The following is a 20,845-nucleotide window of genomic DNA, read 5'->3' as shown; positions in this document are numbered from 1 at the left end:
TTCGCCATCTTTTTACTTTAGTGAGGACAGGTAGCTCTTACTTAGTCTTCTCTGTGTCAATCAAAGTTTAGACATCGCACCTGCGGTGCGATAGTCTAAACTCCAGTATTGGAAGATCAAGCGTCCGAAGTAACCGTGAGCTGCTACGATATTGTAAGTTTCTTCTTCTTGACCGAACTTATAGCCATAGTTGGCAGATTCGTTTTCATTCGTTTCCCGGATCAAGCTAGAAGTGACTAAAGAACCGTGCATCGCGGCAAACAGCGCACCGCCGAACACACCAATTACACCTAACTGATGGAAAGGGTGCATGAGAATGTTGTGTTCTGCTTGGAAAACGATCATGAAGTTGAAAGTGCCGGAAATTCCCAGCATCAATCCATCAGAAAAGCTGCCTTGACCGATGGGATAAACCAACAGAACGGCAGTTGCAGCCGCAACAGGAGCAGAAAAAGCAATTGCAATCCAAGGACGCATTCCCAATCGATAGCTTAGCTCCCATTCGCGACCCATGTACGCATATATGGCAATCAAAAAGTGCAGTACGATTAATTGGTACGGGCCGCCATTGTAAAGCCATTCATCCACAGAAGCTGCTTCCCAAATTGGGTACAGGTGCAAGCCGATCGCAGCTGAAGTTGGAACTATGGTAGCTGTAATGATATTGTTGCCATAGAGCAAAGAGCCGGAAACTGCTTCCCGTATCCCGTCCAAATCCACAGGGGGAGCCGCAACGAACGCCAGAATAAAAACGATCGCTCCAGTTAGGACGGTAGGAATCATTAACACGCCAAACCAGCCAATATACAGCCGATTATCCGTGCTGGTAATCCAGTCGCAAAACCGCGACCACAGGCTATCGCCTGTAGGTCTTGCTACAGTGCTTGTCATCGCTCGAAAAACTCCGTAATTAGATAAATGCGATTATGTTCGGCACGATCGCAGCAACGTTGTCGATCGCCTACTATATTTATATAACCATCTAGTTATTTAGTTGTCAAGTTCGACGAGATAAAAACTTTAGTTTGACAAATCTCTCTACTTAGTTGTAAAATGGAATATTCGGTTATTATTTTGGCGGCTTCACCATCGCAACTATTCTTCTGACAGGTAGAAGCCAAAGAGATTGCTTGCGCGAAACATTGGGATTAGTAGGATCGAGCTATGCCTTTTGTGAAGTAAAAAAGCGGTTAGAGCGTCGAGGCTAGACCCCAGTCCCTTCAAAGACCCAAAGAAACGATGACTTTTTCTGTATTAGTCATATCCCCAATCAACCTCTGTAAAGGAGGTGGAAGTTTCTTTATAAGTGTAGGAACGGCGAAAATTTGCTCTTGTTCTAAGAGTTCTGGTTGCTGATAGATATCAATTATTTCAAGTTCGTAACGCCCTTGCAGGTATTCTTGGCATATAGTTTTAAGCTTTTGGATAGCTCGTACTGATTTGGGACTGTTTCCTGCCACGTATAAATGGAGAACGTATTTTTCTAACTCTAAATTTAAATCATCTTCGCCTAGCACTTCTTGAGAGTTTTTCGACTCTGCATTTGCGCTCCCCTTATATTCTATAAAATTATTCATCGCTATCCTTCCTTACCTGACTTTATGTTACTTACAATTGCAGTATTTAAACAATTTTTTTAGTTAATCTGCCCGACGCATATCGGCTCGTTTTCTCCGTTCTTGAAGCAATGTTACCTCTTGTTGTTCCTCTTGTTGAATTATGCGCTCCACTTGTTCCTTCTCATTCTCAAACTCAGCCTGCAAAGCCGTAATTTGGGCTTCCATCACTTTGCGCTTACGTTCGATATCGCGGTACTTCTGTTCGATTTCTTGTCGGTGAGCCAAAGCAGCAGCTTTTTCCTGCGCTTCTTGCACAGTGCGGGCTGTACCCGTAACTACACCGCCCGCTCCAAGATACACATCCACTAATTCTACTCCAGAACTGGTTAAGCGGAATTCGCGCACTTGATTCGAGTGTTCCATACCGCGAGATTTTAGTACGTAAAGCAAGCGATTGCGCTCGCCGTTACTTTCTATATCGCGCAGCATCAGCCAGGTATCCATTAGGGATGAAACCCCTACGTCTGTCTGTTGCACAAGAGCGCCACTAGAATTTAAGCTTGTCAATAAAGTCGTGATTTGTTTGGTTTTAAAGAAATCGATCGAGCGCATTAAAAATGATTTGACTTGACTTTCGTTGCCGGTATAAGTGAGATTGGAAATCGGGTCGATAATAATGGCAGTCGGTTTAAATTCGTTAACCAACTGATGGATATTGACAAGGTGCATTTCTAACCCATACATAGTAGGGCGTAAGGCTTTGATTTTCAGCAGACCTTTTTTTATTGCTGTTTCCAGATCGATGCCGATCGAGCGCATATTGCGAACAATCTGGTTTGCAGATTCCTCGAAGGCAAAATAGAGACATCGTTCCCCTCGCTGACAAGTAGCGTTGGCAAAATGGGCGGAAATAGAACTTTTTCCAGTTCCAGCCGTACCGGAAATCAAGATGCTGCTACCGCGAAAGAATCCATTACCGCCCAGCATTGTATCCAGGCGATCGATACCGCTTGATATGCGTTCGTTGGATACTTCGTGTTCTAATGCGATCGAAGTAATGGGCAAAACAGAAATACCGTTCTCTTGGATTAAAAATGGATATTCATTCGTGCCGTGTCTAGAACCGCGATACTTAACTATGTGCAAACGTCGCGTAGAAAGTTCATCGTTGACGCGCTGATCCAGGCGAATTACGCAATCAGAAACGTATTCTTCCAAACCGTGCCGTGTCAGTGTATTATTACCACTTTCGCTGGTAACGATCGCGGTAACTCCTTTGGATTTTAACCACAGAAAAAGCCGCCTTAATTCCGCTCGTACCACAGCTTCGTTAGATAAACCGCCAAACAAAACTTCTATTGTATCTAAAACAACTCGCTTGGCATTAATAGAGTCGATCCCATAACCAAGCCGAGCAAATAAAGCTTCCAAATCGTATTCGCCCGTTTCTTGAATCTGACTGCGTTCCACATGAACGTAATAAATCCCCATTTTCTTTTCGGCAATCAGATCCTTTAAATCCCAACCAAGAGAAGCGACATTTTCCGTCAGTTCCTGGGCAGATTCTTCAAAGGACATGAAAATACCCGGTTCGTCGTACTCAAGTGCGCCGCGTACCAGAAATTCCATCGCCATTAGCGTTTTGCCACAGCCAGCTTTGCCGCAAATAAGTGTGGGACGCCCTTGCGGTAATCCCCCATCGGTAATTTCGTCAAGTCCCTGAATTCCGGTCGGACATTTGATTAGGATAGCCTTGTGTGGCTGTGCGATCGTCTTTTGTTCAGTCATATCCAGTTAAAAAGTGAGCGGGAATTCAAACAGTGGCCTCACCAGCAGCTGCAAAAAGAGCTTGTCGTTCCTGGTTTTGTTGCTATATAGACACAAGCAGTTGTTGCAGATTCCCCTCTTTTATCTTACTAACTCCATTCTAGGTTGAAATTCCACTATATTTCCGATTTTTCCCATTTCTTCACACGGACTCAACCATAAAAACGTTCTTTCGATAGAAGCCAGTCTCCTTCTTTCGGGAGAAACCAGGAGCGGTAGAATCGAACTATGTCTAATCCAGAAAGCACTTCCCAATCACCTGCACCCGTCAAAACTTTTCGGGTCGATGCCTTGTCAGTGCGAGTGTACGACTCGCAAGCTACAATGGCTCAAGATTTGGCGCAACTCGCACAAGATTATTTACAGAACCTCCTCGCGCAACAGGGTTCTGCTACTGTAATTTTGGCTACAGGCAATTCCCAAATCGAATTTCTAGATGCTCTGATTGTCAAAGGCGGCGTAGATTGGACTAAAATTACGCTTTTCCATCTCGACGAATATCTGGGAATCGATCGGGAACACCCCGCCAGTTTTCGGCGATATATGCGCGATCGAGTGGAAAATCGGGTAAATCCCGCTGCTTTTCATTATATCGAAGGCGATACAATGGAACCATTAAAGGAGTGCGATCGCTACACCCGACTTTTGCAAGCTCAACCGATCGACCTTTGTTGTCTTGGTGTAGGAGAAAACGCACATTTAGCTTTTAACGAACCGTCTGTAGCATCTTTCGATGAAACTAGACTTATCAAACTGGTAAAGTTGGATGAAAAGACACGCGAACAACAAGTAAACGAAGGTCATTTTCCCAATTTATCAGCCGTACCGCAATATGCTTTTACACTCACCATTCCGATGATTTTCTCTGCAAGAAAAATCTTTTGCCTAGCGCCAGAAGAACGCAAAGCTGCTCCAGTTAGAGATATGTTGAAAGGAGAAATTAGTACGGCAATTCCTGCTTCTGTACTTCGGCGACATGAGCAAGCAATATTATTTTTGGATGTAGATTCAGCCAGCTTGCTTTGACTTATTTTTTACGCTCTTAAAAGCTTATCTAACCGTAGGGTGGGTTAGGCACAGGCGATAAATTTAGCCTTTTCAACTAATAATTGATTGCAGTGCCCTAACCCATCATCATATCATATTTTGCTCATTATAACAATTCTAATTCGTGAAAATTCCAGGTATCCCAATAGTGGCTATCGCTGGATATTCGATTATACGCAATTTCAATTTCTTCTTGCTTTAGCAATTGCTCTTGCTCTGAAATATACTCCGAAAGCAAACTGCCATCGGCGCGAACAATCCGATGAATAGGCAAATCCCTACTAGCTTTTTTCAAAAAAATAGGAATAGTCCGATAGTAAGCTTTCGATACACCCAGCGCTAACAATAAATCCGATGTTTTAACCACTTTTCCTGGAGGAATTCTCCGGACAAATTCATTAAACCGTCCTTTGGTATCATCAGGAAGTGCTGGAAACAGTTGCGAAGTTAAAGAAACTTCGTCACCTAACTCAATAACACCATCCTTAACGACAATTCCTAAAAATCCTCGTTTACCTGCGATCCTTTTAGCTAAACCTGGTTGAATTTTCTCTAAATTTGCACAAGGTTCGCATATAAAAGTCAGTCGGATGAGTGCTGATTTTCCCACCTGCAAAACTTGACCGGATGAAAAACTTTCGACTTGCGTATCAATAACGATATTTTCTCCCAAGTCGCCAGGATTTAAGTTAAAATCAGCCAGAGTTGGCGTACTGGCAATCAGCACCTGACGCGGACTACCCGCTTGTGCGTTGATATCTCCCTCAATACCGTATTCCCGACGTAAACTAATAATTTTACACTCTTTTACGGGCATTCTATGTTGCTGTTTGACAAAAAGTTTTGTAACCTTCATTATTAAGTTATTAAGCAAATTAACGATGGTAAAATTATATGCGATCGGATATTAATTTACAGTTCTGGAGAACGTGCCCTAGAATAGACTAATCTATCCCTTAACTTTGTTTTTCTGAAAGTGTCCCCCACTGAACACACTCCCATTTCGATTCGCCTTGCACAGTCGCAAGACATGAGCGAAATAACCAAACTTCAAGTTGATTCTATTCAAGTCCTTTGCGCTCATGATTATAACGCGAGTCAACTGCAAACATTACTCAATAACAAAAAACAAGGTCGCAACTGGCCAGAAATTATTTTTGTAGCCGAAACAGAAAGTCAAATAGTTGGCTTCTCTGCACTTTCACTTATCGATCCAAACATCAACGCCATATTCGTCGCTCCAGCGTTTGTTCGTCAAGGCATAGGGACAAAATTATTGACAGTTTTAGAAGATGAAGCAATAAAAAGACGAATTAGATGTTTGTGGGTTTCTGCTGCCCTCAATGCCGTACAATTTTATCGATCGCAAGGATATCAAAATGTCAAGGAAGTTACAATTTCGCTTGGTATTGGAGTTCCCATACCAGTGATAGTAATGAAAAAAGTATTGATTCTACCAAATCGGATAGAAATTATTATCACTTGGGTAATGTACGTATTGCTAATGCTTTTCTTTCTCTTAGCGATAATCTTACCGCTGCTATTTGGTAACTGAAGCGTAAGGAGAGGATAGACAAAAGGCGATCGCTAAGTTGACTAAAGCCTCTTTCAAGTGTAAAATTCACTAATTTAGCCAACTCAAGAAAAGAGGAAAAATCTATTTTATGGTAGACGCTATAGGACTTTTTGACGAAAAGTTTTATCTAAACAGCAATCCCGATGTTGCATCTGCCCTAATTAACGGTTTATTTAACAGCGGGTTAGACCACTTTAACGCATACGGTCGATTTGAAGGTCGCGACCCCAGCGCCCTATTTAACACCAGCTTTTATCTAGAACGAAATGCGGATGTTGCCACTGCTGTAGAAAGCGATCGCATTACCGCCTACGACCACTTCCAGCAATTTGGTCGATTTGAGGGTCGCGACCCCAGCACATTATTTAATACCGGCGCTTATCTAGAAAAAAATGCAGATGTTGCCACTGCTGTAGAAAGCGATCGCATTACCGCTTACGACCACTTCCAGCAATTCGGTCAATTTGAAAATCGCGACCCCAATACACTTTTCAATACCCGCATTTATTTACAGCGAAATCCAGATGTTGCCGCAGCTGTTCAACGGGGAGAACTCACAGCATTTGACCATTTCGTCAAATTCGGCATTAAAGAACAACGCTTCCCCGTCCAAGCTTTCCGCGTATTAGATACTTTTCTAGTTGGCAATACCGAAGGTAACAACGTACTGCGTTTCGATCCCAAAACCGGAACTTTTCTAGGAGAATTCATTCCCGCCAACAGCGGCGGACTGTTTTCTCCCGACAACCTGCTCTACGGGCCAGACGGTAACGGCGATGGCATCTCCGACCTTTATATCAGCAGCGGAAATAAACCCGCAACTGCAAGAGAACAGGGCGCTTCCGCCATCTTACGTTACGATGGCGTCACGGGAGCATTTATCGATGTCTTCGTTGGCGATCATCCCAACACACCCGCTGACGAAACGGGCGGTTTGTTTCGCCCCTACGGTACAGCCTTTGGCCCCGATGGCAATCTTTACGTCAGCAGTTTTCTGAGCGATCGAATCCTGCGCTACAACGGAAAAACAGGCCAATTCATCGACGTATTTGCGACAGGAAACCAACAACCGGGCGGCTTAAACGGGCCAAACGGTCTGCTGTTTGGCCTCGACGGTAGCCTTTACGTCACCACTGAAGGTAGCATCGCACGTAATGGCGAAGCCGATTTTAGCGACGGTCTCCCCAGTCAGCTATTGCGCTACAACATCCAAACAAAGCAATCCACCGTGTTTGCATCCCCTTCACCGTCACCGGAAAGTTTTGGCTTTGTCAGTCTTCTGGGAATGGCAATAAATCCCATAGACGGCGACCTCTACGTCAGCGACTTCGCCAACGATATCAGACGCTACGATTTGGAAACCGGCAATTCAGTCAGCGTTTTATCGACAAATTATACTGGCACTTCTCCCAGTAGCAATTTCATCGGTAGCTTGGCGTTTGCACCCGACGGCAACCTGTTTGTTGTCGGTTTCGATAATCGCCGAAATGCTTCTAACATAGGTGCAGTCTTGCGTTACAACGGAACTACCAGATCTCTATTGGTGCCTCCCGATACCAGATTAGCTCGTCCGATCGGCATCACATTTTTTCTTGGTTAACCGCATCGGTAGAACTCAAGTCACAATGGGTGGTGCCTACCATCACCCAGTTCACCAGGGAAACATTTCATCATAAAAAGTAAACATTTAAACTAATGCGGTCACAAACCGCATAACTCGCCCACTACCTGTCGTGTCTCGTTTCACATCATGTTTGATGCTACTCAATTCATCATCGATCACTTCGTCCACCAGCTGCGAGAAGGTTACAGACGCACCTATGGCGGCTGGAAACCCGACTACGCCGATATAATTGGTTGGGCCGGAAGTATGGCCCTAGAAAATATCGCCAATAGCGACGCTCTTTATCACAATGTCGAACACACCATCTTAGTCACCTTAGTCGGACAAGAAATTCTGCGAGGCAAACACATTCGCGAAGGTGGGGTATCCTGTGAAGATTGGTTACACGCCATCATTTCCTTGTTGTGTCACGATATCGGTTACGTTAAGGGCGTTTGCAGGCAAGATCATCCATATGACAGATTGTGCGCCACCGGCATAAACGGCACAATGATCCAGCTGCCGCCAGGGTCATCCGATGCCAGTTTAGCTGCTTATCACGTAGACCGAGGCAAACTTTTTATTGAGGAGCGCTTTGGATATCACAAGCTAATTGATGCGGAGATCATTAAGCGCAACATCGAGCTCACTCGTTTCCCCATACCCGCAGATGAGGATCACCAAGATACACTCAACTATCCAGGGTTAGTTCGCGCCGCCGATCTCATCGGTCAGTTGAGCGATCCGCGATATCTGAAAAAGATTAGCGCCCTCTACTATGAATTTGAAGAAACGGGTGTGAATAAAAACTTAGGCTATCATCACCCAGGCGATGTGCGTCAAAATTATGCCAAGTTTTACTGGAATGTAGTCTATCCTTACATTAAAGATGGGCTGCGCTATTTAGAACTGACGCAAGAAGGGAAACAAGTTTTAGCTAATCTCTACGCGAATGTATTCGTAGTGGAGCATGAGCAATCTAATGTTGGGGCATCTTAAATATATTGGTAAATGTTCGCGCAAATTTACTTGTAGGGTGCTTTCCCAAGCACCCTACAATTATAATTAGATAAAGTTACCATCCTTGTCTCGTTACTAAATCAATGCAAAGTTGATTAACGGCTTCTTTATCCACGTTTTTTGGCAGTGTAGATTTAGCATAAGCAACATCAAGGTGACTGTACAAATTGTTAGCGATCGCCATTACTTGTTCATAGCTGTACTCGCCCTTTTTAATTGCCAGTAACTCTTCGGCATCACCTGCTTCTCTGCGATCGATTATCACCCTTTGCGTCTCCAAAATCTCAATTCCACTTTTTAACAGCCGAATAGCCTGCATAGCAAATTTAGCATCGTACCCTACTTTGGCTTCCATTGCCGCCCTTGCCGGATTGCGGTTTTGCTTCCATTTTTGATAGTTTTCATATTCTCTGCGAGCGCTACGGTACTGTTGACTTTTTTGCAGCAATTTAATAAAATTTTCCGATGTGTTAGTGATGTTCCTGGTATATTCTAGAGTCTCTTCTGGCAAAGGATACTGTTTTAATACAGCCTTGAAATCTATTTCAGCCATCAGCAAATTATGAAGCTCTTCCGCCTCTGACAAAAATTGAATGCGTTCCCTTATCAAAATATAGAGATATTCCAGAAACGAATTAATTTGCACGATTGTGAGCGGTTCGTTTGATGCCAAACCAAAATCTTCCGGTTTCGGTTTATCTTGAGGTGGATTGAGTAACCAGCGGCGGTGAGACTCTAACTTTTTGATTTGAGCATAACCGTAACCAGCGTAAGTCTGTCTGACTTTTTTTGACAGAAACATTTGCTTATGTTCGATTAAGGTTCTGCCAACTTCCGTGAGGTGAACGTAGTCTTTGAACCACAGCAGTTCTAAAATATTGGGATTGTTGTCTACAGACAAATCCAGAAACTTCCTTAACTCATAAATGCAAGTATCTTTCGTTAAATAAGAAAATTCTCCCGGTTCTTCTGTCCAACCCGTATCCTTTTGCTCAATCTGTTTTAATCCTAGATAATAAGGCTTCGTCGCCACAAAGATACCGCGATAGTCATAGTCAGAAGTTTCCGTAGCTAAACCGTAACCTCGACTGCCCGTTAAAGCGATGAGAATTGTTCTTTGTTCGACTTCTTGACGATTCATAAGAGTTAGTTCGAGAACGATCTTAGGGAAATCCCTTGCTCTTTCTTGTCTGGCGTTCCCATCTGAGATGCGGCAAGGGGACTCCCGTCATACCCGTTAGGGTTGACGGTGAGTTCTTGACCTAATTTGGCGGTAGTGCGTAGGCTGTCAGTACTGTTTGAGTGTCGATTTTTAATTGCATCCAGCCATTGTTGCCCCAGGTCGGCCCCCAATTATTCTTGACCAACCAATAATCTCCATCACTCTCGTCGTGTCCAAATCCCCATATAGTTACTGATATGACAAAATTTGGCTGTGTTGTGGGTTGATTGTGATATACGCCACCGTGGTATTGCCCCCACCTGCCATCTATCCTGATCCTGGCTATCACTGGTCGATCGCTTTCTATCACATACTTAATCGTGCGCGGATCGGGGTTGGCCACGTCGTAACTATTATAATACAACCCTGTTCCCGTACATCGAGACGAGCCGCTCTGCCCTGCACATTTCGTATCCCACGCATCGGGGTCGCATTTACTTGTAAATGGGTCTAGATCCTCGTAGAGATGGTCTAAATCTGCCTCATATGCCAGTACGTCTTTCGGGTCGGTGTCGTTGATACAAGTGTCCCATAACCATTTCTTTCCTAAGTTATTAATCGGGTTTTGCACTGATATCATACGACTACCTATATTAAGCCTGTATTTATATTGATACGCCTCGATCGTAGAGAAGATCGCCGAACTACCGCACAGACCCAAAGACCGGACTGGGAACTGTTCTCGATCGCTGAGAAAGTATTCTGTTTGAGGGACATACGTTTCGGGGACGATTACAGTATTCGGTCGGGCAGCGCGGACAGATAGTGGGTGGAGACAGAACAGCAGCAGGGCGATCGCGGTCAAGGCGAGAACTCGTCTGATGTGCTTCATAAGTATAGATGCGTGTCGTAGGGGACTAAGTGTTGCATGAGGATCATATCTTGCCGCACTTGCGGAGGTCGAAAATTTAACTTTTCGTCATACTTTGCCGCTAGGCGTGTGAACTGTATCCGTAGAAAAATTACCAATTAAATTTGAAAGTAGCAACAAGAGAATACAAAGATTTCTATTACTGCCAAATCTGACTGTGGAGACGATTAGGTTATCATTCAGATTTTCACAGTCAAGCTTAGAATTTGAGATAAGGCAGAGCTATCATATTTCCAGAAGTTGCCCCAAACCTATGATGCCTCTCTATTGCAGTAAAGGACACCAAAACCAGACTCAGAACCGCTTTTGTTTCCAATGCGGGGAACCGCTTTGGCTAGCTGTGGGGCATATTCTGGAAACTCGCTATCGCATTCTGAAGCATTTGGGAGCGGGTGGTTTTGGACGCGCCTATTTAGCAGAGGATCTGCATCGCTTTAACGAACGCTGCGTACTCAAAGAATTTGCTCCTCAAGTTAAAGGCGCAGGCGAGTTACAAAAAGCCAAGGAGTTATTTCAGCGCGAAGCCGGTGCGCTTTATCAACTCAAACATCCACAAGTACCGGGGTTTCGGGAATTTTTTGAGGCAAATATTGCTGGAAGTAGTTGCTTGTTTTTGGCGCAAGATTACATTGAAGGTCGGACTTTGTGGGATTTATTAAAATCTCGCGGTACTTTTCCAGAAGCAGAAGTTAAGCAAATACTCGCACAAATCTTGCCTGTGCTGTCTTACATCCACTCACAGGGAGTGATTCACCGGGATGTTTCTCCAGATAACATAATCATCAGGTCTGCCGATAACTTGCCGATGTTAATTGATTTTGGTGGTGTCAAGCAAGTTGCGATCGCAGCTATTTCCCAGTTTACTCAAGTAGGTAAATTACCGACTCTTTTAGGTAAAGAAGGTTATGCCCCAGAGGAACAACTGCAACAGGGACAAGTTTTTCCCAATAGCGATTTATACTCTTTGGCAGTGACGGCACTTGTATTGCTAACTGGCAAGAAGCCCCAGGATTTGTACGATAGTTATAAAGGAACTTGGCATTGGGGAAAGGTAATAAAAGTTAGTTCTCAACTGGAAATAGTGCTAAAGAAAATGTTGGCTTATAAACCACGCGATCGCTATCAATCTGCTGACGAAGTACTTAAGTATTTCCCTTCTACCACACCAGTACAACCAGTACAACCCGCACCATCCGTACAACTAGTACAACCAGTACAACCCGTACCATCCGTAAAACCCGTACAACCAAACATTACCCAAATCCGTACAATTGTGGTTGCTCCCGCCAAACCCCATCCCGCCGCACCGACAGCCACAACTCCATCCAGTCCCACAATAGTAAAGTCTCCAGCCAAAGGTTTCTTGAGAAGCTGGGGAAAAAGAATTGCAGGCGTTAGTTTGACTGTAATAGCCGGAATTGCTGCCTGGGCAGGCTTTAATTGGCTGATGCAGGCGACAAGATCGATCGCTCTACCAGACCGAAAATTTTTCCCATCTCTTCCCACTTTTAGCGAAAAAGATAGAGCCGCAAAAATTGCCAGTCGTCGCCAAGCTGCCGGAATTTCAGAAGCAGTATTTATCGCTAAAGTCGATAAGCGATTTCATGCCAAACATCCGGAGTTACGCGGACGTCCCCTAACTAATAAACCAGAAGATGCCGCTTTGCGTGAAGAATGGTATAAAATAGCGGAGAATTTGCTTGAGGAAGGAATTTAGAGTCTTTTTGAGAATATATGACTTATTTGTATTGACAAAAACCAATCAACCTCACACCCAGTAAATGCTTGAGTGCTTGTTGTCGCTTCGTGAGTTTGTTAACCAATATAGCTCTTCCCTACTTTTCCAGTGGAAAAGGGGTTTTTTTGACCATTTGGCAAGAGGCATTGGGAATGGGAATGCTTACACAGCAAAGATTCGCGTTAATATATTGATTTTACTTATAGAATTAAGTATTTTAAATTAATTTTATTTATTATAATTTTAATTTATGTAATTATAAAATAAATATAGCTACCAGGTAAATCAAAGTGGACATTGTAATTATCCTTGCTGAAGTAGGTGTTCTGATTCTCGCTTTCTCTGTGTTTTACTGGCTGGTGGGAATCAGCTTTAAGCTGATTAAGAATGTTTCTTGGTTGGAGGGAAAAACTGAGAAACTACTAGGCCAGCGGCGCAATATCAGGCGTGGTTTAATTTTTCTTTGTGCAATGCTGTGTCTGCTACTGGTAGTTGGGAACGGCTTTCTGATTTTTCAAGGCAAAAATGTTCTGGAAATCCAAGTAAATTTAATTCGCGGTATTCCGCCGCAATTATGGTTAAATTTAGTTGCCGCCAGCTTCAAAACTGTTATCCTTTTGTGGTTGGTTAGGTATGGCATCCCACCCCTACATCGTTTCTTAGACTTGGCCTGCGTTCGGGCTCAAAATTTTGATGACATTGAAGGTAATGATGAGAGCATAGCCGTTTTTTTTAACTTCCTAAAAACGAACCTCACCAATATCATTTGGATATTTGTTCTTATTCTATCCTCGCAATTTTTCGGACTGCCAAAACTCGTTCCGAATTATCTATCTGTTGGTTTAAAAATTTATATCATCATTGCAATTGGCTTACTCATTGTTAAAGCCATATCCACTATTGTTGAAACTATCGACGTCGTAGCTACTAGAAATGCAAGACCCGACAATTTGCTACGCTTCTACGAACCTCTCCGACACTTGGTTACACTTTTGAAAAAACGTCTGGAGTACGTCATCTATGTTGGCATAGCAACTATTGTGGTTCAGCAAATAGATTTTCTTGCTTGGATGGCTGTTTACGGTACTAAAATCCTTGAAATTATTGGTATTTTCTTTATTAGCGGTGTTTTAATCCAAGTCGCCAATGCGATTCTAGAAGATTTAGTCCTCAGAAGTGAAGATTTAACGGAATTACAAAAACAGAGACGGCTGACAATCATCCCCTTATTCAAAAGTTTCCTGAGATACGCTATCTACTTCACTGCGGCGGTTACCATCCTCAAGCTGATCGGCATCGATCCTACCCCTATCTTAGCAGGTGTGGGTATCTTAGGTATAGCAGTTGGTTTTGGAGCGCAGAACCTCATCAATGATATAGTTTGTGGATTTTTTATATTGTTTGAAAATTATTACTTAGTAGGTGACTATATCGAGGTTAATCAAGCATCTGGTTTTGTGGAAGCGATTGACCTAAGAACTACTCGTATCCGGCATTCTAACGGTCAGCAACACATTCTTAGGAATGGAGAAATAAAAGATATTGTTAACTACTCTAAGCAGTATATTTATGCTGTAGTAGAAGTTGGCATTTCCTATGATACTGACCTCAATTATGTGTACGAAATTTTGGAAGGAATCGGAAAAGATTTAAAGAAAAATTACCCAGAGGTACTGCAACCAACACTGGTAGAAGGTGTGGAAAAGTTTGGAAGTTCTGAATTGTTAATTCGTACCATCACAAAAGTAAAACCGGGTAATCATTTCCGAATTGAACGCACACTGCGTAAGATGATCAAAGATGTGTTCGATCGAGAAGGAATTACATTCCCCGATTCTGCCAATGTAGTAATTTTGAACAATCAGCCAAATAATGGAGACTCTAAAGTTGAAAATTAATTTTTCGTTAACAACTTAGTTAACTATACCCAAGCGATCGGGCAAACTTGCAACAAACAGACTTATCAGCAGCCAACCTATCTGGGGCAACTTTGCTTCTTGCCTCTATTCACAAGTAGCTTGGTTGAACCTTCTACGATACTGTTGGCGAATCGATTGAGGGGTTAGACTCCCCAGTTAATTCGCCAACGGTATCCTTTACCATAAAGGTTGTCATCTTTTGGTTATCTCTGAGACCAAAAGCTTTAACTTATGTCAAGATTTAGTGAAATTCTTGGTTGCTGGATTTATCCTTATATGATAAGGGGTAGGCGATCGCACGATGCCAAGTGGCCTTCTCACAGCAGAGGTTGAGTTTATTCAGCTCAACCCAAATTACTATTTCCAAGATCTACAAGCCCCTGCAACTTGAACTACAGGATTTGAAATTCACATTAGAATAAGGACGTAAGGTCATGACACAGGAATCTGCTGCCCGCTTTTTTAAAGCTATCCAGCAAGATGAAGCTTTAAAAGCTAAACTAAAAGCAACCAAAGATCCAGAAACTTTTGTCAAAATTGCCGGAGAACGCGGTTATCAGTTCACTGTTGAAGATTTGCATATTCAGATCGAAAAATTGTCTCCAGAAGAGATCGCTTCTGCGATCAATCCGGGTGTAGGCCCTCGGCGGCATCTGCTGCCAAGGTAATATTTTGTAGGGTGGGCATTGCCCACCCCTAAAGCGAATCAATTTGCGATCGAATCTTGTAAAGCATTTTGCAAATTTTGAGTTAAATCGGCAACAGCTTTACGGCGGCTGGTTTGATAGGCATCCCATTGAGATGAAACCGATATAGGTTCTCCCAGCGTTATTTTTACCTTTTGCTTACCAAGTCGCGGACGCCCGAAGGGATTACCGCCTTTAATGCGGGTTAACATATCCCAAAGTAATAAAGTTGTTTCGGCAAATCTTTCTACCGTTGGTTTTTCCAAAACGTAACTGCCAGTGACAGCCACAAAACTTTCTACCAGTCGCATATGCCACATTCGCAGTGCCGCTTCTTCGGCGATGCGATCGGCCAAACCGCGCTCTAGAGGCGATAATGCTTCTAGGTTCTTGATATCTTCTCGATAAATCCAATCCCAACCCGCTTGTTCCAAACGGCGACAGCGATCGATTAAACTGCCTTTAGCGGGAAGGTTAAAAGACTTTTCCGCTACTTGCAATGCCACGTCAAGCAGTGCCTTGAGTCGTATTGCCAGTACTTCGTTAGCATTCTCGGTTGATATTTCTGGTGCTTTTGGCAGTGTTTGATGATAAAAGCGGATATAAAAGTCTTCCATTAAAGTTAATATATGCTCGCCCAATCGATAAAGTCTTCGATAAAGCAATGAAGAAGGATGAAGAATAGATGATAAATCTTCATTGATCGCTTCGGTTTGGTCTTTCATCCCTACAGGTAAACCGCTATCGATTTCCAACTCGCTCATCAGCTTTTCTAATGATTTCCAGGGAGATTCAGTATATTGGTATTTTATGCCGATCGGCACGATAAAAACTTGTTCTTGACGTTCGGCTTTCAGCAAATCTTCCACACACCAAAACGCCATTTGGGCAATTCCAGGCTCAAGCGGGCTAATAATTTCATTGTGACCGTTAGTAGCTCCTTCCGGGGATGCCATCATGGGAAATGGTGCATTGGCAAATAAATCGCGTGCCGATCGCAAACCCACTCGGTCTAGTTTACCGCGATGAATGGGGGTGCCGCCCAACTGGGAATACAGCCAGCTCACGGAAGATCCAGCCCACAGAGGTATGCCGCGATCGTATATAAAATGAGCGTGAATTGGGTATTTCAGAAAAACGCCTTGCTTTTTGGCTACTCGCGGCACTAATTTCCAAAGTAGATACATCAGGCTGAACGGATCTTCAGTGCTAGGATGGCGAAATGCCATCAAAAAGCGGATTTTACCTGCCTGAAACTGACGGTAGAGATCGACCAAAACTTCAACATTTTCAGCTGTAATTTCACCGATCGCAGTTTGATATCGCAGCCAAAATGGCAGGAGCAATTCTGTACATCTTAGTACTAGGGGATTGAAAGCTGGGGGGATAAATTCCAAACGGGGTTGAACTTGGTTCATAGTACTTGAGGTATGGAGGATGGGGTATTGAGGATAGGGCACAAGCCATAAGTACATAAAAGATAAAAAATTGTCCGATATCCTGTGCCCTATAGAGTTTAGGTAAGCATTTACTTTAGCTGAAATTCACTTCTTCCAAATCTAATTTATCTATAGAACCCTCCCCTATTAACTATGCCCTATGCCCTATTCCCAATTTTGCAATTCCGAGAGCGAATTTCGCACCAAGCTGGAGATCTGGGAACGGCGAGTTTCAAAATTGGCAGCAAGCAACATAAAACCGATACCGACAACCAAACCGATCGCCCATTTTAAAAACGAATAGCGATCGTTGAGAATCACTAGCTGAAAGCTGGCGTTAATTAAAAATGTTACAGTGCCGATAAACAGGAAAGCTCTTATTCTCAAGGCCAATCCCACAAAAATCGCACTACAGCTTATCATGCCGGAAACCAAACCAGTCCAATGCTCAGTCCATAAAGATACTCCACAAATCGAACCTATTGCCAGCAGGCGTAAAATATGACGAATCTGTTTTTGTTTTGGCTGCGTTAATCCAGGATCGACTTGGGCAAGGTACAGCACGGCTAAAGCTAGGGGGATGACATACCACAAGATATTATTCGAGATATTGGTGAGTTGCATCTCTTGCCAAAACCAGCGGTAAGTGACCCACTCGACTATGATAACGCTGACATAAGTTAAGCGAACATTTTGTGCTAGCTTGGCCAGCAATAAATAAACAATGGCAACCACAATTAAAGTGATGCGATCGATTACTAAACTTGTAGCTAAAACAGTAAATCCAGGCAATATTGCCATTGAGTTCTTCCAAGCAGTTGCTGGCCAACCCCAATTTTGCCAAGGGGCGTTGTACATAATTAAGGCAATGGCACAGACGATCGCTGCCAACCAAGGATCTAATACGCTCAGTTCCGTCCAAAATAATCGCGCATAGGCACATACTCCGGCAACTTCAATTAATCCCAGATATACCCACTCACTAGGATTAAACCGACTAAACTCGTAGCGTCCCTGTGCGATCGCGTAAGCAGCTAGCAGCAGACTCACCGCAACTCCAATTACTGTCAGTTGGGGTCCAGTGCCAACTCCTATCGACGCCACAGCAAACATCAGCGTACTACCCAGCGCCCAATGAATATGAGCCGTATTGATAATTTCTGCTAAGGAGAGGTGTAGAAATGGTTGTAACCATCTTGCCAACAAGCGATAGATAAAAGCGATCGCACAAGCCACTACTGCCAATAGAGTCAAACCATCTGCTAGGTTACCTCCCCCTGACAGTCGCATTTGATAAATTACCAGTTCGTATACAGATAGAGAAATACCTGTAAGCGAAAGATATTGCAACGCTTTCCAAGCCGGACTTTTACCGCCCATCCCAAGTCCAACAATTGATGCGCCAAATAAAAGTACTCCCGTCCAACTGTTGAAAGTACTCCCTCGTAGCGCCAGACCCAAAAAAGCATAAATTAGAGGCAAAATTCTGATACTGCTGGGCGCTGATGGATTGCGTTTTATCCACCATAAAGCCAGAATATAACCGCTAAGTGAGATACCAATGTTGGCAATGGCTAAATCCAAGTAAGAACCACCGCCCAATTTCACACTTTCTGCTAAGAACAGCTCGAATCCCCAAGCGATCCCATAAACACATAGATTCCTGGGATGTGGCAAACAGCGATAAAAATTTGCCCCCATCAGCAAGACAGCAGTTGCTAAATACGTAAGTGCGGCAGTAAAAATATCGTTATAAATCCCCACACTGCGGAATGTCAGCACCACAAGTTCCTGACTGCACAGGGCGATCGCCCACAGATCCGCTGCCCGCGCATAAAGAATATATAAAGATGGAGAGGATTTTTCTCCTACACCTTCTGCTGCGGCTTGCACTGCTTTTACAGATCGTTCCAGCAACCAACTTCGCAGCCACCATAAAATATTGATGGCGATCGCACTTACCAGAAACCAACCATCTACCGACAGTGGCAGGAATCCTGGAAAGCCTTCCCACAAGCTAAAACCGAGGAAGCCGATCGTAAAACCTACAGTAACTAATGTTGCTGCCAAATGCCGTAAATAGCGGCTATTTACCAACATCGCCATACTGGCAACACCCAGACCGACTAACCTCGCATCTGGTATGTACACCGTCAAAATCTGCGCCATCCCAAAAGCAATTAAGCTTAACCAATTGGCAAGGGATCTTTGGGGTGTTTCGCTGCGATTGGCAACTAAGGTCAGAGTTAGCGGTACTAGCAGCCACGACAACCTCAAAATAGAAGTGCTGCTGAAGTCAACCACAAATAATATGTAACTCAGCGCAGCTAGGCTCAAACCTATGTACCAAGCACTGCGACTTGTAGTTTTAGATTTAGGATTTGGATTTTTATATAATAGTGAGCTTTCTGTTGCTTGGATGGGCGTTTGTATCTGCGGTACTCGATCTCTCAGCCCTTTAAGACTTAATAACCACTCCGCGATCGTTAAACCTAATAAAACAGTCGCCCAATTTTCTAAACTCAAATTTGGCAACAAATAATCGAGCGCGGAGACAAGCGACAAAATAATGCTGATGTGCGTCAGATACACCAAGGTACTTCTGGGGTGTCGCCAATTGACAATTGCCAAGTTGATGGTAACAGCCAGCAAATTGAGCGATCGCAACAAAGGATTAACTAAGCTAATGCAAGTCGTAATCAATCCAAAGGAAAACGCGATCGTTTCTCCAAATTCCGCTAGTTCCGACTTTGACCGTCTCCAGAGCCAGTCTGTCAGGATGACTATCCAAATAGCATAGGGAAATAGCACTAGGCTCAGTAAAGGATAGGGATTTTCTTGTGCATTGCTTAGCTCGATCGCAGTAGTTATCAACCGATCCTGATTTTCTGGAGGAATTAAGCGCCAAAATAACCAAATTGCCTGCAACCCAATCCCCAACATGGCAGAGAAATCCACCCACAACCAAAATCTTTGCAAGCGACTCCAAAAAAACCATAAACCTAAGCCGCTAACTCCGATCGCCTGCCAAGCTGGATCTACGCCTACGGAAACTACCCAGCCTACCAACAACAAGATAGCGCCGATCGCTTCCCAATTCGATTGTGAAAACGCCGATGAAAAATTTAAGGGACTGGGACGTTGCAGCGATAGCCAAGCTAAAAGCCAACCGCAAATTCCTACCGCTAAGCCGAGTTGTCCGATTTCTACATAGTTAGAAAATATCGCCCGCACCAGCAAAACAGCAAGAGCATAAACTACAATACCGACTTTTCCTTGGCGGCGATCTGTCGCTGGCAGCTGAGAACTGGAAGTAGGCCAACCATTTGATAATAAATCATTTGGTAATCCGGACAAATTATTGTCCCAAGACTTCTCGCCCAGAGATGAGAAGCCAGATAGGAGCAAATCTATGTTTGGGTCTGTGTCTGTAGGGGCTTTAGCATCCTCCCCTGTTTCTATCTCCGCTTTTTCCGAAGTGTTTCGAGAGCGGAGTTTGGCGACGAAAAACCGCCAAATTAGCAAAGCAACCGTTCCCACTATTCCCAGATAAACTGCCAGTAGCGGAAATCCTGAAAATTCCCAGCCCCAGTGCAGGTAGCAAAGTCCTAAATAGTTAATCGCTACAGAGTATTCGAGATTGCGAGGTTGATTTTTGAGAGTAAAGACGGTTATGCCCGTTAAAGTAAGGGACGCGATTCCTACAGTCACCCATTCAGTAGGGTTTCCCCACAAACGAAACGCATCCATCGCCCAGAAATTCACCGGCACTAGAAACAGAGTTACCAGTTGCAAAGTCTGAGCGGTCAATTGTAAATTTTTCTGTCTAGCTGTCCACAAGCTGGCTCCCCAAAAGATTAAGGTGTAACCGAGCAACACCGCATACTGTCCAAATGCCGGAAACCTCTGCCATTGACTGGCGGCTAGTACCCCAGAGGACGACAGAACGACCATGAACACGCCCAAAAACAGCAGCCAACGGACGCTGAGTTCTGCCAATAAGGACTGGAATATCCTGTTTCGCCTCTTCGGTGGTTGCGGTTCGTTTACTGGCGTTAGTGGCGGTTTGCTCTGAGCTGGGACTGTCGTCGCAGGTACTTCTAGTGTCTCGATCGGCTGGGGTAGAGGACAGATGAGATACTTTTGGCACAACTGCCTCACCTGTGCATCAGAAATCAAACCTAAGCGCAGCCATATGTCTAGACCCTCTAACAGCGTCGGCTGCGAGGACGAGAGCATCATTTCTAGTCTGATCTGACGGTCGGGTTGGGATGGCATTTCCTACTTAGTCGCTACTCTCACACTGCGAGATACCCAATTATGAACTTTTTTGAAGGC

The 20,845-nt window shown here is 43.9% G+C and carries 14 protein-coding genes and 2 pseudogenes; 8 read left to right on the top strand and 8 right to left on the bottom strand.

Going from position 1 to position 20,845, the window contains the following annotated elements; all coding sequences use genetic code 11:
* Nucleotides 1–93: 93 nt before the first annotated feature.
* The 3 genes and pseudogenes from H6G03_RS18095 to kaiC all read right to left on the bottom strand — a co-directional run.
* Nucleotides 94–891, bottom strand: a pseudogene (locus tag H6G03_RS18095) (Photosystem Q(B) protein 1); the annotation flags it as partial.
* Between the two features lie 329 nt (nucleotides 892–1,220).
* Entirely contained in the window at nucleotides 1,221–1,577 is a 357-nt protein-coding gene (locus tag H6G03_RS18090; RefSeq protein WP_190466176.1) for a circadian clock KaiB family protein, read from the bottom strand.
* Between the two features lie 63 nt (nucleotides 1,578–1,640).
* Nucleotides 1,641–3,347 carry a circadian clock protein KaiC gene (gene kaiC / locus H6G03_RS18085; protein ID WP_190466174.1) on the bottom strand — a complete coding sequence of 569 codons (1,707 nt, stop codon included), beginning with the start codon at nucleotides 3,345–3,347 and terminating at the stop codon, nucleotides 1,641–1,643.
* A 267-nt stretch (nucleotides 3,348–3,614) separates the two neighbouring features.
* On the opposite strand from kaiC, the gene H6G03_RS18080 reads away from it, so the two are divergent.
* A complete protein-coding gene (locus H6G03_RS18080) occupies nucleotides 3,615–4,412 on the top strand; it encodes a glucosamine-6-phosphate deaminase (RefSeq protein ID WP_190466171.1) in 798 nt (265 codons plus the stop codon).
* Between the two features lie 127 nt (nucleotides 4,413–4,539).
* Here the strand turns inward: H6G03_RS18080 and H6G03_RS18075 are convergent, their stop codons facing one another.
* Nucleotides 4,540–5,289, bottom strand: a complete 750-nt coding sequence (locus tag H6G03_RS18075) for an MOSC domain-containing protein (protein ID WP_190466169.1) — start codon at nucleotides 5,287–5,289, stop codon at nucleotides 4,540–4,542.
* A 120-nt stretch (nucleotides 5,290–5,409) separates the two neighbouring features.
* Here H6G03_RS18075 and H6G03_RS18070 point away from each other — a divergent pair, with 120 nt between their 5' ends.
* From H6G03_RS18070 to H6G03_RS18060, 3 genes are all read left to right on the top strand, one after another.
* Nucleotides 5,410–5,988 carry a GNAT family N-acetyltransferase gene (locus H6G03_RS18070; protein ID WP_190466165.1) on the top strand — a complete coding sequence of 193 codons (579 nt, stop codon included), beginning with the start codon at nucleotides 5,410–5,412 and terminating at the stop codon, nucleotides 5,986–5,988.
* A 109-nt stretch (nucleotides 5,989–6,097) separates the two neighbouring features.
* Nucleotides 6,098–7,609: a Vgb family protein gene (locus H6G03_RS18065; protein ID WP_190466161.1), complete on the top strand. Its 1,512-nt coding sequence runs from the start codon at nucleotides 6,098–6,100 to the stop codon at nucleotides 7,607–7,609.
* Between the two features lie 150 nt (nucleotides 7,610–7,759).
* Entirely contained in the window at nucleotides 7,760–8,611 is an 852-nt protein-coding gene (locus tag H6G03_RS18060; RefSeq protein ID WP_190466157.1) for an Npun_R2479 family HD domain-containing metalloprotein, read from the top strand.
* 76 nt (nucleotides 8,612–8,687) lie between these two features.
* Here H6G03_RS18060 and H6G03_RS18055 read toward each other — a convergent pair whose 3' ends face one another.
* Nucleotides 8,688–9,773, bottom strand: a complete 1,086-nt coding sequence (locus H6G03_RS18055; RefSeq protein ID WP_190466153.1) for a nucleotidyltransferase domain-containing protein — start codon at nucleotides 9,771–9,773, stop codon at nucleotides 8,688–8,690.
* Between the two features lie 121 nt (nucleotides 9,774–9,894).
* A complete protein-coding gene (locus tag H6G03_RS18050; RefSeq protein ID WP_190466150.1) occupies nucleotides 9,895–10,686 on the bottom strand; it encodes a C1 family peptidase in 792 nt (263 codons plus the stop codon).
* Between the two features lie 292 nt (nucleotides 10,687–10,978).
* Between H6G03_RS18050 and H6G03_RS18045 the strand changes: the two genes are divergently transcribed.
* The 4 genes and pseudogenes from H6G03_RS18045 (at nucleotide 10,979) to H6G03_RS18030 (ending at nucleotide 15,050) form a co-directional block, all read left to right on the top strand.
* Nucleotides 10,979–12,442, top strand: coding sequence for a serine/threonine-protein kinase (locus tag H6G03_RS18045; RefSeq protein ID WP_190466147.1), 1,464 nt, complete (start codon nucleotides 10,979–10,981; stop codon nucleotides 12,440–12,442).
* A gap of 311 nt (nucleotides 12,443–12,753) precedes the next feature.
* On the top strand, nucleotides 12,754–14,361 hold the full coding sequence (locus tag H6G03_RS18040) for a mechanosensitive ion channel domain-containing protein (RefSeq protein WP_190466144.1): 1,608 nt from the start codon (nucleotides 12,754–12,756) through the stop codon (nucleotides 14,359–14,361).
* Nucleotides 14,362–14,399: 38 nt separating this feature from the next.
* A pseudogene (locus tag H6G03_RS39530) lies at nucleotides 14,400–14,480 on the top strand (pentapeptide repeat-containing protein); the annotation flags it as partial.
* Between the two features lie 336 nt (nucleotides 14,481–14,816).
* Nucleotides 14,817–15,050: a Nif11-like leader peptide family natural product precursor gene (locus H6G03_RS18030; protein WP_190466141.1), complete on the top strand. Its 234-nt coding sequence runs from the start codon at nucleotides 14,817–14,819 to the stop codon at nucleotides 15,048–15,050.
* A 38-nt stretch (nucleotides 15,051–15,088) separates the two neighbouring features.
* Here the strand turns inward: H6G03_RS18030 and H6G03_RS18025 are convergent, their stop codons facing one another.
* Nucleotides 15,089–16,486, bottom strand: coding sequence for a lysophospholipid acyltransferase family protein (locus H6G03_RS18025; protein WP_190466139.1), 1,398 nt, complete (start codon nucleotides 16,484–16,486; stop codon nucleotides 15,089–15,091).
* A 186-nt stretch (nucleotides 16,487–16,672) separates the two neighbouring features.
* A complete protein-coding gene (locus H6G03_RS18020) occupies nucleotides 16,673–20,785 on the bottom strand; it encodes a DUF2157 domain-containing protein (RefSeq protein WP_190466135.1) in 4,113 nt (1,370 codons plus the stop codon).
* Between the last annotated feature and the right edge of the window lie 60 nt (nucleotides 20,786–20,845).

This window comes from Aerosakkonema funiforme FACHB-1375 (assembly GCF_014696265.1).
In the GTDB taxonomy this organism is placed as follows: Bacteria; Cyanobacteriota; Cyanobacteriia; order Cyanobacteriales; family Aerosakkonemataceae; genus Aerosakkonema; species Aerosakkonema funiforme_A.
This window is presented reverse-complemented; position numbering and strand designations above follow the sequence as displayed.

What these genes read in the sequence shown, in the direction of transcription:
- H6G03_RS18090 (WP_190466176.1), bottom strand. Translation starts at nt 1,577, where the DNA reads ATGAATAATTTTATAGAATATAAGGGGAGCGCAAATGCAGAGTCGAAA.
- kaiC (WP_190466174.1), bottom strand. Translation starts at nt 3,347, where the DNA reads ATGACTGAACAAAAGACGATCGCACAGCCACACAAGGCTATCCTAATC.
- H6G03_RS18080 (WP_190466171.1), top strand. Translation starts at nt 3,615, where the DNA reads ATGTCTAATCCAGAAAGCACTTCCCAATCACCTGCACCCGTCAAAACT.
- H6G03_RS18075 (WP_190466169.1), bottom strand. Translation starts at nt 5,289, where the DNA reads ATGAAGGTTACAAAACTTTTTGTCAAACAGCAACATAGAATGCCCGTA.
- H6G03_RS18065 (WP_190466161.1), top strand. Translation starts at nt 6,098, where the DNA reads ATGGTAGACGCTATAGGACTTTTTGACGAAAAGTTTTATCTAAACAGC.
- H6G03_RS18060 (WP_190466157.1), top strand. Translation starts at nt 7,760, where the DNA reads ATGTTTGATGCTACTCAATTCATCATCGATCACTTCGTCCACCAGCTG.
- H6G03_RS18055 (WP_190466153.1), bottom strand. Translation starts at nt 9,773, where the DNA reads ATGAATCGTCAAGAAGTCGAACAAAGAACAATTCTCATCGCTTTAACG.
- H6G03_RS18050 (WP_190466150.1), bottom strand. Translation starts at nt 10,686, where the DNA reads ATGAAGCACATCAGACGAGTTCTCGCCTTGACCGCGATCGCCCTGCTG.
- H6G03_RS18045 (WP_190466147.1), top strand. Translation starts at nt 10,979, where the DNA reads ATGATGCCTCTCTATTGCAGTAAAGGACACCAAAACCAGACTCAGAAC.
- H6G03_RS18030 (WP_190466141.1), top strand. Translation starts at nt 14,817, where the DNA reads ATGACACAGGAATCTGCTGCCCGCTTTTTTAAAGCTATCCAGCAAGAT.
- H6G03_RS18025 (WP_190466139.1), bottom strand. Translation starts at nt 16,486, where the DNA reads ATGAACCAAGTTCAACCCCGTTTGGAATTTATCCCCCCAGCTTTCAAT.
- H6G03_RS18020 (WP_190466135.1), bottom strand. Translation starts at nt 20,785, where the DNA reads ATGCCATCCCAACCCGACCGTCAGATCAGACTAGAAATGATGCTCTCG.